The sequence below is a fragment of the Marinobacter litoralis genome (genome assembly GCF_016427555.1).
Classification (GTDB): domain Bacteria; phylum Pseudomonadota; class Gammaproteobacteria; order Pseudomonadales; family Oleiphilaceae; genus Marinobacter; species Marinobacter litoralis_A.
Window position 1 is genome coordinate 53,593 of the sequence record NZ_JAELVS010000006.1, and the last position, 12,928, is coordinate 66,520.

A 12,928-nucleotide genomic window follows, 5' to 3' on the forward strand; every position below is an offset into this window, starting at 1 on the left:
GACGCGGACTGCGCATCTGGCGCAGCCCAACTCACAGTTTTCCCGGAGCTTATTCCGGGCGGGCTCGGGTGCTGGCCAGCAGGCTGCGCAAATTTGCGGCCTTCGGTTTAACCAGCCAGAACCGGTTGATGTAATCGTCGAAATCATCCAGAAGATGTTCAGCCCAGGCACTTCCGGTTTCGGAAATGTGTTCCCGAATCACACCGCGCAGGTGGTTCCGGTAGGCTTCCATGTCTTCTCGCGCAATACGCTGAATCTCAACCAACTCATGGTTGTATTTGTCGACAAACGTATTATCGAGGTCCAGAACGTAGGCGAAACCACCGGTCATACCCGCACCGAAGTTGTAGCCTGTTTCGCCCAGAACCGTCACCAAACCGCCTGTCATGTATTCACAGCAGTGGTCACCTGCGCCTTCCACAACCGCGTGAGCGCCAGAGTTACGAACCGCAAAGCGCTCGCCCGCAGTACCCGCCGCAAACAATTTACCGCCAGTTGCGCCGTACAGGCAGGTGTTACCTACGATAGACGTTTCCTGGGTTTTAAAATCGCTGCCACGGGGCGGCTTGATCACCAGCTTACCGCCGGTCATGCCTTTGCCCACGTAATCGTTGGCATCGCCATGCAGAACCATGTTCAGGCCACCCACGTTCCAGACACCGAAGCTCTGGCCGGCGGTACCTGTCAGGTCGAGGGTGATCGGAGCGTCCGACATGCCTTTGTTGCCGTATCGGGCGGCGATTTCACCAGACAAACGGGCACCGATTGAACGGTCACAGTTGGTCACCTTGTAAGTCCAGGCGCCACCGGATTTTTCATTCAACGCGGCTGCCGTGTCTTTCACGATCTGCTCAGCCAACTTACCTTGGTCGAACGGCAGGTTCCGCTCTACCTGACAGGTCTGCGGCTTGTCGGCCGGGATGTGGTCGTTTTCCAGCAAGCGGGTCAGGTCGAGCTTCTTCTGGCGCTCGGTATTACCCGGCAGACGCTCCAGAAGATCAACACGACCAACCAGCTCTTCGATGCTGCGAACACCCAGCTTGGCCATCCACTCTCGGGTCTCTTCCGCAACAAAGCGGAAGAAGTTCATTGCCATCTCGACGGTGCCTTTGAAGTGCTCTTCACGCAGGTAGTCGTTCTGAGTGGCGACACCGGTCGCACAGTTGTTCAGGTGGCAAATACGCAGGTACTTACAACCCAGAGCCACCATTGGCGTGGTACCAAAACCGAAGCTTTCCGCACCCAGAATCGCAGCCTTCACCACATCCAAGCCGGTTTTAATACCGCCGTCTGTTTGCAGGCGAATCTTTCCGCGCAAGTCGTTGGCACGCAGCGCTTGCTGTGTTTCAGTCAAACCCAGCTCCCACGGGGAGCCGGCATACCGGATCGAGGTCAGCGGGCTGGCTGCTGTACCGCCGTCATAACCGGAAACCGTAATCAGGTCGGCGTAGGCCTTGGCCACACCGGCGGCAATGGTACCGACACCCGGCTCGGACACCAGCTTCACTGAAACCAACGCCTCGGGGTTAACCTGCTTCAGGTCGAAGATCAGCTGAGCCAAATCTTCGATTGAATAGATGTCGTGGTGTGGCGGCGGTGAAATCAAGGTCACCCCCGGCACCGAGTAACGCAAGCGAGCAATCAGGTCGTTCACCTTGCCACCGGGCAGCTGACCACCTTCGCCCGGCTTGGCACCCTGAGCCACTTTAATCTGCATAACATCTGCGCTTCGCAGGTACTCAGCGGTAACACCGAAGCGACCAGACGCAACCTGCTTGATCTTCGAGCGCTTGTTGGTGCCGTAACGGGCCGGGTCCTCACCACCCTCACCGGAGTTGGATCGACCACCCAAGGTGTTCATGGCCACAGCCAACGCCTCGTGGGCTTCCGGAGACAGCGCCCCCAGAGACATCGCGGCTGAATCGAAGCGCGGGAAGATGTTTTCCACCGGCTCAACTTCCGCAATATCGATGGACTTAGTGCCCTCTTTGAACACCAGCAAGTCACGCAGGGTCGCAACCGGGCGCTCGTTCACCAAGCTTGCGTATTCACGGTAATGGCCGTAGTCACCACTGATCACCGCGTCTTGCAGTTTACCCACCACGTCCGGGTTGAACGCATGGTATTCCTGGCCGTGAATGTACTTCAGCACACCACCGGGCGACAGCGGCTTACGAGGCTTCCAGGCAACGGAAGCAAGCAGCTCCTGGTCTTGCTGGAAGTCTCCGAAATCCGCACCCTGGATACGGCTCGGAACGCCCTTAAAGCAGAGATCAACCACGTTATCAGCCAGACCAATGGCTTCAAACAACTGCGCACCACGGTAAGAAGCAATAGTGGAGATGCCCATTTTGGACAGGATTTTCAGCAGACCCTTGTTGATGCCCTTACGGTAATTGTTCTTGGCTTCGATCGGGTCCATCATCAGCTCGCCCGTGCGAATCAGATCGTTCATCACCTGATACGCCAGGTACGGGTAGACCGCAGTTGCACCAAAACCGAACAGTACGGCGAAGTGATGCGGGTCACGCACCCATCCACTCTCGATGATGAGGTTGGTATCGCAACGCAGACCGTTCTGTGACAGGTGGTGATGAACCGCCGCGGTGGCCATCAGGGCATTCACCGGCAGTTCACCTTCCACCAAATCCTTATCACTCAGGATCAACAGTACCTTGCCGTCACGAACCGCCGCGGCCGATTCTTCGCATACACGAACAATCGCCTGCTCCAGGCCTTCTTCCGGACGGTAGCTCAACGCCACCCGTCCGACTTCAAAGCCAGGACGCCTATTATTGGTCAGCTTAAGGAACTTGGCTGGCGACAGTACCGGCGTTGTCAGAATAACCCGATCCGCGTGCTCAGCGGTTTCTTCGAACACGTTCCGCTCCGCACCCAGACAGGTCTCGAGCGACATCACGATGGTTTCACGCAGCGGATCGATCGGCGGGTTGGTCACCTGAGCGAACTTTTGACGGAAGTAATCCGCTACGTGCCGCACCTTGCTTGAAAGTACCGCCATAGGCGTATCGTCGCCCATCGAGCCAACGGCCTCCTGAGCACCTTCAGCCAACGGGCGAAGTACCTGATCACGCTCTTCGAAAGAAACGTTAAACATCTTCTGGTGAACGAGCAGCTCTTCGGATTCCATCAATTTGAATTCCGGAGACTCCTGATAAAGCGTGGACTCCACTCGCAGCGCGTTTTCTTTCAACCAGCGACGATAAGGCTGGGCATTTTTCAGACGGTCGTCGATATCCGGTGTATGCAGAACCTCGCCGGTTTCGGTATCGATGGCCAGCATCTGCCCAGGACCAACCCTACCTTTGGCCACAACGTCAGACGGTGCGTAATCATAGGTACCCACTTCCGAAGCCAAGGTAATGAAATCATCCTTGGTAATCACCCAACGTGCCGGGCGCAAGCCATTCCGATCGAGCATACATAGTGCGTAGCGGCCGTCAGACATAACCAAACCGGCAGGGCCATCCCAGGGCTCCATGTGCATGGAGTTGTACTCATAGAAAGCACGCAGATCCGAATCCATGGTATCCACGTTCTGCCAGGCGGGCGGAATCATCATGCGCACCGCGCGGAACAGATCAACGCCACCGGCAAGCAGGATTTCCAGCATGTTGTCCATACTGGACGAATCCGAGCCCGCCAGATTGACCAGCGGCTGCAAGGTTTGCAGATCCGGCAAATCCGGCGAACTGAATTTCGCGGCACGGGCGATTGCCCAGTTCCGGTTGCCATCAACGGTGTTGATTTCACCGTTGTGGGCAAGATAGCGGAACGGCTGGGCCAACGGCCATTTGGGCATGGTGTTGGTAGAAAAACGCTGGTGGAACACGCAGATTGCGGTTTCCAGATCCGGGTCACCCAGATCTTTGTAGAAGTTGGCCAGATCAGCCGGCATCATCAGGCCTTTATAGGCCAATGTGCGATGAGAAAGACTACAGATGTAGAACTCGGAATCGTCAGCCATGTCTCGCTCAGCGTAACGACGGCCAAGGAACAAGCTGATCGCAAATTCTTTCTCTGTTTTAGCGCCGGGCTCAACGAACACCTGTTCGATGCGCGGCAAGCAGTCTTTTGCCATCGGCCCCAGACAACTGTCATCAACGGGCACTTCACGCCAGCCCATGATGTCGAGGCCCTGCTCGGTCAATCTTTGTTCTATTGCAGCGCGACCGGCGGCCGCTTTACCTTCCTCTTGGGCTAAAAAAACCTGGCCAACTGCAAATAAGTCGCCAGGTTTTTTACCAAACGCTGCTTCAGCAGCTTTAACCAAGAAGGCCTTGGGGCTCTGCAACAGCAGACCACAACCATCACCGGTCTTCCCGTCGGCAGCGATGCCTCCACGGTGAGTCATGCAGGTGAGTGATTCAATAGCTGTTTCCAACAACTTATGGCTAACCTCGCCCTTCATGTGGGCTATCAGGCCAAAACCGCAGTTGTCCCTGAATTCATCGGGATGATACAAGCCTGTCGTCATAAGCGTTCTCTCACGTAAAAAGCATTCCCGCCACCCCGTTTTGCACCACTGTAGTGCACAAAATGAGCTGACACTTTAAAAAAGGGGGAAGGGATTATACGTATAGAAAACGAGCACGCAAGGAAAATTTAAAAGTTTCGTAATCGACGAAGACAGAGTGCACCAGATAGGTGCACTCCTGTCGAATTAAAAGCTTTCGTAGGTGCGAATCCAGGGCTTATCGACCTTTAATGCATCAGGAAGGGTCGCCGCAGCGGATTCGGCCTCATTCCGGGTCGCGTAATTGCCGTACACCAACATGAACCACGGCTTGCCGTCGCGTTTGCCGACGGTATAACGCAACTTGTTGTCGTTCGGCAATCGGCCAAGCACGTTAAGGACGGTTTGTTCCAAGCGCCCGGCGACCAACTGAAGCGTCCAGCCCTGGCGCTGCTGCAAGCGATCAAGCGCAACAAACCGCTCCGGCACCATGGGGATAAATGAGGGCTCTGGCTCTGGCTCTGGCTCTGGCTCTGGCTCTGGCTCTGGCTCTGGCTCTGGCGCAGTTTTCAACGGTTCCGGCGGCACGTCCAGCACAGCGGGCGGTTCCGATACCACATTGAGGTTCGGCGCCACGGCATCTTCATGCTCTTTTAGCGGAGACTCGGGCCCGATCGTGATACTTTTGCGAACACGCTCAGGTGCAGTCTTGGCATCCGGCAGATTTTCCACCGTTTGGTCGTACTGCAGAGACACTAACCACCAGGAAATACCCAGCAACAACAGAGCAATGGCCGGCCAGCGAAGACTTTGAACGGACGGCAAATTAAACCGGGTCATCCTTGGCGCACCCGCGACCATGTCGAGCCAAACACCGGGGGCCACACGCTTTAACCGGCCAAAGCTACCCTGACTCAAAGCATGGATCTGCTTCAACCGGGAAGCAGACAACAATTCGTCCACAGACCCGCCCGCTTTCGTAACGCGGACCTCTAAATACGCATAGACGTCTTCTTTATTAAGCGCAGGCAGCGCAAGATGGTGCACATAGCCCGCATCAGGCTCTGACGAAAGCACTCGTTCAACTGCATCGCTACCGGCAAATACAGGGACGGCCGCCGCCGTCCGGTCGGCCGCGACAAATGCGGAGAGGATAAGATTCAGAACATCCGGCGGACATCGATCGGCATCATCGATCAAAAGAACCTGGCGCTGACCACGCTCGACACGACTCTCCGACCACGAAAAATAACGATACACCGCTTCACGGGGCTCGAAATCTTCGGGAATAGCCGAGCGAGCTACGCGCTTGAGCTCCCGAGCCAAGGCCGCGGCACTTGTCAGAGCCGTTACCGGCAATGGGTGAAAGTCCAAACGTGACGATTCACTCCGAACCAACTCGGCCAACACACGCGTTTTCCCGGCTCCGGGCGCTCCTGTAACAACCAGCACCATGTCGCCGAAGCCACAGAGATGGCGCAGAGTTTCAAGAGCATGCTGGCGCATCGCACCAGAAAAGAAAGGCGCGTCCATCTCAAGCGGATTCTCGCTCAATCCGTAACGCTGTTGCAGACGCGGAAACAAGCCACCGCCATCCAGACTGTTTAACGTGTCCTCAGCCACACCTCATCCCTGCATTATTATTTTTGATAAGACAGTCGGTTAACCGGTAAACGCTTGCAAGGTTGCACGCAAATTCTCGGGCTTGGAATCCGCTGTCACCCAAGCGTCTCCCAGGGCGCGCATCAGCACCAAACGAATCTGGCCATCAACATTTTTCTTGTCCACAGCCATCAAACGCATGAAATCATCTTCCGCCATCCCTTCCGGCGCTTTCTCTGGCAGACCGGCACTACGGATCAAGGCATCTGCACGGTTTCTGTCTGCTTCGCTGATAAACCCTTCGCGCACAGACAAATCGGCTGCCATCATCATGCCGGTTCCAACCGCTTCTCCGTGCAACCAGTTGCCGTAACCGGCGAAGGTTTCGATCGCATGGCCGAAGGTGTGCCCGAGATTTAAAATGGCTCGCAGGCCACCTTCTTTCTCGTCCAGTGAAACCACTTCCGCCTTGCACGCGCAGGAGCGGTAAATGGCTTCGCCCAAGGCGTCCGTATCGAGGGCGCGAAGCGCTTCAATGTTGTCCTCGAGCCAGCCCAGGAATTCAGGAGTACGAATCAAACCGTACTTGATGACCTCCGCCAGGCCTGCAGATACTTCCCTCGCGGGTAAGGTGGCAAGCGTATCGGTATCAATCAGGACGGCTTGCGGCTGATGGAACGCGCCCACCATATTTTTGCCGAGCGGATGGTTGATACCCGTTTTACCACCGACAGACGAGTCCACCTGCGACAAAAGCGTGGTAGGGATTTGAACAAAAGGCACTCCACGCTGATAACACGCCGCGGCAAATCCGGCCATATCTCCCACCACGCCACCACCCAGCGCGGCAATGGTGGTATGACGGGTATGGCGATTCTCCAGTAAGCCGTCAAAAATCAGATTCAGCGTCTGCCAGTTTTTACACTCTTCACCATCTGGCAGCGTAACTACATCAACCTGTTTACCCGGAAAACACGCTCTCGCCTTTTCCAGATACAACGGCGCGACTGTATCATTGGTGACAATCATCACCTGACTGCCACTCACCCAGGGCGTCAGATCGAATGCACCCAGCAATCCCGATCCAATCACAATCGGGTAGCTACGCTCACCAAGATCAACGTTAAGTTCTTTCAGTACCTTGTACATGCTGACGACCTTCCTTCCGCCTTTGCCTTCTATGCCTTGGAGTTTTGGGACTGATCCTGTTCACCAGTTGCCGAACTACGAGCCGTGGGCTTTTTCGATCGGTGTACATCACGATATCCGCTAACTGGGTGTATAGAGGATCCCGGATCGCAAACAACTTTCGTAACACCCCTTCTGGATCATCATTTTGGAGAAGAGGCCGATTGCGATCTTTTTTGGTTCGCTCTACCTGCTGCTCTATCGAGGTTTTCAGATAGACAACCACGGCGTCTTTTCGCAATAACGGGTGGTTTTCAGGGCGCATCACGGCGCCACCCCCTGTTGCTAAAACCACGTCGGCTTCAGCCGTCATCTCGTCAAGCATAGCGGTTTCTCGTTGCCGAAAGCCGCCTTCTCCCTCTACGTCGAAAATCCAAGGGATGTTTGCCCCACACCGCTCTTCGATAACCCGGTCCGAATCCAGAAAACGATAACCAAGCTCTCTGGCAAGCAAACGGCCGATAGTGCTTTTTCCGGCCCCCATGGGCCCAACCAGAACAACGCGTTTGGGCAAAGACATAACTTTCCGCTCAACAATTTTTCAGGCGGATGAGAATAGCACAGGGCGCGCCAATCCATAACCTCGCCAAGGCACAGACACAAAAAAGCCGCCGGTTTTAGCGGCGGCTTTCAGGTATTGACCCAGTTACTGGATCAGATCGCTCTTGATGATCTTCGGTGTGATAAAGATCAGCAGCTCACTGCGCTCATCTACATGCTCAGTGCGCTTGAACAACCGACCCAGGTATGGAATGTCACCAAGGAACGGCGTTTTGGTTGTTTGCGTAGCAACTTCAGACTGGAAGATGCCACCAAGCACCACGGTTTCGCCGTTCGCAACCAGTACCTGCGTAGTAACCTCGTTCGTGTTGATTGACGGAATACCAGCTGTCACCTCACCACGCGAATCCTGATTAACGATCAGATCCATTATAATCTTGTCATCCGGGGTAATCTGAGGCGTTACCTCCAAGGAAAGTACCGCTTCCTTGAACGACACAGATGTGGCGCCGCTTGAAGAGGCTTCCTGATAAGGAATTTCTTCACCAGACTTGATCGATGCGCTTTGGCGATCCGCAGTCACAACGCGAGGCTGCGAAACGACTTCCGCACGGCCGTCACTTTCAAGTGCGGACAGTTCAAGATCTACCAGGAAGTCATCGCTACCCCAGCCGATGGCAAATGACGAGGCACCCTCGCCCGTTACACCGAGATCCACTCCCAACGCACCCGGGAAAGAAATGGTATTACTGCCACCGCTTGCGGCATCACGTGCTTCGCTGAGGGTTCCAAGGGAGCCACCAACGGTCACAACATCGTTACCACTCACATCGTAGGCGGCGCCGCCCCACCGAACACCCAAATCTTCGGCCACATTGGTCTGGGCACGAACAATGCGAGCTTCAATAGACACCTGACGCACCGGAACGTCCCATGTACTCACCAAGCGACGAATTTCTTCGAGCTTATCGGCGGTTTCACGAACCGTAATGGTGTTGGTGCGTTTATCCGAGGACACGAAACCTCGGGAGGAAATCAATTCTGCGTCAGCCTGGATAAGGCTCACAATCTCATCAGCCTTCGCGTAGTTGACCTGAATAATATCAAGGCGAACCGGGGCCAGTTCAGCAATCTGCTTATTGGTTTCCAGCTCAAGCTTCTCACGAGTCGCAATTTCTTCAGCGGGCGCGACCAGCAGCACGTTACCAATCTGACGCTTATCCAGACCTTTAGTCTTCAATATCAGATCCAGCGCCTGATCCCAGGGCACGTTCTGCAAGCGCAATGTAATGCTACCGCCCACGGTGTCACTGGCCACCAGGTTCAAACCGGTGAAGTCAGCGATCAGCTGCAGCACCGAACGGACCTCGATGTCCTGGAAGTTGAGCGACAGCTTTTCGCCCGAGTACGGGAACTTCTCTTCACGACGGGTTTCCGCCTCTTCTTGAGAGATTTCTTCCACGCTAACCGTGAACTCGCGGCCAGACTGATAGGCGATGTAGTCGTAATCCCCTTCCGGGCGAATTTCTACAACCGCATTGCCATCTTCCATAAAGGTATCGATGCGAGTAACAGGCGTTGCAAAGTCCGTCACATCCAGCCGACGGCGCAAATCGACGGGGACATCCAGGCCCGGCATAGTCAGGCGAATACGGCCACCCAGCTCTGTCAGGTTGACGGCCGAGGAGCTACTACCCAAGTCAACAATCACTCGCCCTTCGCCAGCCTTACCCCGACGAAAATCGATGCCGGCCAGCGCGTTCGCTCCGGATTGCGCCGGAGCGCTCGTCTGTTGCGTGCTGGGCGCGGACGCGACCGAAGCAGCTGCGCCACCACCGATGGTCATAACCAGTGAGTTGTTGCTACGGGTCGTCTCGTGAGGAACCAACTCAACCAAATTGAAGATCAAGCGGGTGCGATCCTTGGTTTCCACAACAGTGACGCTCTGGGCATTGCCGGATCCCAGAGGAATGCTGCGCTTATTGATCGCACTGGTCGTATCTTTCAGGTCAACGGTAATACGTGCTGGCCGCTCGATGGTGTAGCCAGTCGGCTCCGGCGGTGTACCGTCGAATTCCATGGTCACTTCCAAGCGCTCACCCGGCAGCGACGAAAACGTGACGTCCTGCAGCGTGACCGCGCTGGCCAGGCTGCTCCATAACCCCACGGCAATAATACCTACGGAGACATTTAGTTTTTTGAACATCGCTAGCCTCGACCCTAAACCTGTTTGTTCTTGCATGTTTCTTGTAGTCATCATCCTGCCGCTCCCGAGCCCTCATCCAAAGACAAAGAGCGGGGGCGTTCAACCCATCCACCCCGGCCATTCGGAACGATTTCAATCAATTCGATGCGCGTTTCACTGACGCCAACGATACGACCGTAGTTCTGCCCCATGTAGTTACCAACCCGCACCCGATGGATGCCCGATGCACCATCCCGCACCAAGGCATAAAGCGTTCCGCCGGCACCTTCCAGGGTTCCCACCATGTTCAGCGATTTCAGATCGAAGTTCTCAAGCACCTCTCTCGGGCGATCAAGATCAGGCTCCACATCGGTGATCGGCTTTTCATCCACCATGGTGAGCTGGACATCGACGGGCGGCTCGAACGGCGCTCGACGATCTGCAGCCGTGTAACTGAAGGCCTCATAGGCCTTGAACTCTGGCAAGGGCTCTACGTGCCCCCGGGGTTTTGCCCGGGTATCCGCCATAAACTTGTCCAAATCCGAGAAGCCGTTTCCCTGGGAACAAGCCGTCAGTAACGACGCCAGACACACACCCAGCCAGGCTTTTCCTGCATGCTTCTTCGCCATGCTTACTCTCCAGCCCGGTAACGGTAGGTACGAGCGAGAACTTGCATATCAAGCTGCTCACCGTTTCCACCAATTGGTTTGATAGTCAAATCGTGCAGCGTCACGATACGCGGCAAGCTCGCCACGCTGCTAATGAACGAGGCCAGTTCGTGATACGAACCCGAAACCCGCACGTTAATAGGAAGTTCAGAGTAAAAATCTCTTTGGCGTTCTGGCTGCAGTTTCACCTCCTGCAAGCTCAGACCACTGCCCAGAGCGGTATTGGTGATATCTTCCAGCAAGCCCGGCACTTCGGTTTCACTAGGCAACTGTCGCACCAGTGCACCGAAGGTTTCTTCCATTTCCACCATTTGAGCTTTGAAGACCCCCAGATTGGCAACCCGGTAGGCTTTCTGCTCGTATGTTTGCTTCAACTCCTGTTCTTTTCTTTCAACCCGATCCAGCTGGGCATACTGATCCTTAATGAAGAACCAATATCCACCGCCGAGAATGAGACCAAACACCAAGAGGAACACGATAGCCTTGATCGGTGCTGGCCAAATGCCTGCATTATTGACATCCAGATCATTGATATCGAATTCATTGAGACTTTTCAGTGAGTCCGCGAGGCTCATTATTTATCCTCCCCTTCGGGCTCTGGTGTTTTCTGCTGGACCGATAGATTGAACTGACTGTAACCAGCACGGCGATTGTCTGCAGCAGCGACGTTGGTCAGATTTGGTTCCGTAAACCAATCGGATTCGTCGAACTGACGCATCAGATTAGAAATGCGGCTGTTGGACTCTGCCATGCCCACAATATCGAGGCGTTCGCCTGTCTTTTTCAGGTCGGTGAAGAACAGACCATCCGGAAGTGTCCGAACCAACTCGTCAAACACCCGAACAATCACCGGGCGCTTACCCTGCAAATCTTGAATCACCTTCATCCGAGCGAGCAATTCGTCGCGCTGACGTTTCAGGTTCTCGATTTCTTTGATCTGCTTATCCAGCTGCTTCGTAGCGGTTTCAATGTAGGCGTTGCGAGACTGCTGGTAAGCGATCCGATTGTCTGTGTCGGTTTTCCACAAGAACACCAAACCGGCCGCAATAATGACGGCGCCCAGCATCATCACCACAAACTGTTTCTGCTTTTCAGCGCGCAGTTCTTCGCGCCAGGGCCTGAGGTTAATTTTTGCCATCAGTCGAAACTCCTCATTGCCAGTCCACAGGCAATCATCAACGATGGAGCGTCGTTGCTCAGCGAGGATGCATTCACCCGGGACCCCACCGCCATATCGGCAAACGGGTTAGCAACCAACGTGGGCGTTCCTGTTTTCTCTTCGACCATTTCGGTAAGCCCCTGAATCGAAGCCGTACCACCCGCAAGTACCACGTAGTCGACAGCGTTATATTGGCTGGCACCGAAGAAGAACTGCAGCGCTCGTGCCACCTGCTGAACCACCGCTTCCCGGAACGGGTTTAGCACTTCGGTTTCATAGTCGTCCGGCAAACCACCTTGTTTTTTGGCAAGCCCGGCTTCTTCTGTAGACAAACCGTAACGGCGCTGAATTTCCTCGGTGAGCTGCTTGCCCCCGAAGATCTGTTCGCGGGTGTAAACCGTTTTACCCTCTGCGAGAACGCTCAATGTGGTCATGGTGGCGCCGATATCCATGATCGCCACCACCAATTCTTCACCTTGCGAATCCAGTTGCGGTTCGATCAACTCATAGGCCCGCTCGAGCGCATAGGCTTCAACATCAACCACTTTCGCGTTCAGCCCTGCAATTTCAAGAGCATCTTCACGAACGTCAACGTTTTCTTTGCGGCAAGCGGCAAGCAGCACATCGACCTGATCCGGATTACTCTCGGACGGCCCCTGTACTTCGAAATCAATCGCCACTTCATCAAGGGGGTATGGAATGTATTGATCCGCTTCCAAAGCAATCTGGTCTTCCATCTCGAACTCGTTGAGCCCGGAGTCCATTTGAATCACTTTGGTAATGACCGCCGATCCGGAGACTGCAACAGCCACCTGTTTGACACTGGTGCGGGACTTAGACGCAACACGTTTGAGCACTTCGCCCACCGCCTCTACGTCTGTAATATTTTTCTCGACAACTGCGTTGGCCGGAAGAGGCTCAACAGCGTAGCTTTCGACCCTGTAACGGTCGCCCTGCTTTGACAGTTCGAGGAGTTTTGCTGAACTGGAGCTAACATCAACCCCAAGAACAGAACTGGATTTTTTTCCTATCAATCCGAACACGCGCTCACCCTATACCTGGTTGAATACACCCGGCGTTGGAGCCCCTCGGCTTCTCACTTGTTCGCGGCAGAAGTCTCGAGATCGCTCTCTTAGATTTATGCAGTT

9 protein-coding genes are annotated in these 12,928 nt (G+C 54.9%); all 9 read right to left on the bottom strand.

All coding sequences use genetic code 11. The features are described 5' to 3' along the window. Positions 1-49: 49 nt before the first annotated feature. The gene (gltB, locus tag JAO79_RS14265; RefSeq protein WP_199007932.1) at positions 50-4,498 is read right to left on the bottom strand and encodes a glutamate synthase large subunit; all 4,449 of its coding nucleotides are present in this window, start codon (positions 4,496-4,498) and stop codon (positions 50-52) included. 186 nt (positions 4,499-4,684) lie between these two features. Next, complete coding sequence (locus JAO79_RS14270) at positions 4,685-6,100, bottom strand: AAA family ATPase (protein ID WP_199007933.1); 1,416 nt, start codon at positions 6,098-6,100, stop codon at positions 4,685-4,687. A gap of 39 nt (positions 6,101-6,139) precedes the next feature. Then, positions 6,140-7,216: a 3-dehydroquinate synthase gene (gene aroB, locus JAO79_RS14275; protein WP_199008011.1), complete on the bottom strand. Its 1,077-nt coding sequence runs from the start codon at positions 7,214-7,216 to the stop codon at positions 6,140-6,142. After that, positions 7,203-7,787: a shikimate kinase AroK gene (aroK, locus tag JAO79_RS14280; protein WP_199007934.1), complete on the bottom strand. Its 585-nt coding sequence runs from the start codon at positions 7,785-7,787 to the stop codon at positions 7,203-7,205. Before aroK ends, aroB begins: the two co-directional genes overlap by 14 nt. Positions 7,788-7,913: 126 nt before the next feature. Further along, complete coding sequence (gene pilQ / locus JAO79_RS14285; protein WP_413785061.1) at positions 7,914-10,025, bottom strand: type IV pilus secretin PilQ; 2,112 nt, start codon at positions 10,023-10,025, stop codon at positions 7,914-7,916. Next, positions 10,025-10,582 (bottom strand): pilus assembly protein PilP, encoded by a 558-nt coding sequence (locus JAO79_RS14290; RefSeq protein ID WP_227664675.1) that lies wholly within the window; start codon positions 10,580-10,582, stop codon positions 10,025-10,027. The genes pilQ and JAO79_RS14290 overlap by 1 nt, the downstream gene beginning before the upstream one ends. Before the next feature lie 2 nt (positions 10,583-10,584). Then, the gene (locus JAO79_RS14295) at positions 10,585-11,196 is read right to left on the bottom strand and encodes a type 4a pilus biogenesis protein PilO (protein WP_199007936.1); all 612 of its coding nucleotides are present in this window, start codon (positions 11,194-11,196) and stop codon (positions 10,585-10,587) included. Continuing rightward, positions 11,196-11,759, bottom strand: a complete 564-nt coding sequence (locus tag JAO79_RS14300; protein ID WP_199007937.1) for a PilN domain-containing protein — start codon at positions 11,757-11,759, stop codon at positions 11,196-11,198. The genes JAO79_RS14295 and JAO79_RS14300 overlap by 1 nt, the downstream gene beginning before the upstream one ends. Then, a complete protein-coding gene (locus tag JAO79_RS14305) occupies positions 11,759-12,823 on the bottom strand; it encodes a pilus assembly protein PilM (protein WP_133006481.1) in 1,065 nt (354 codons plus the stop codon). The genes JAO79_RS14300 and JAO79_RS14305 overlap by 1 nt, the downstream gene beginning before the upstream one ends. Between the last annotated feature and the right edge of the window lie 105 nt (positions 12,824-12,928).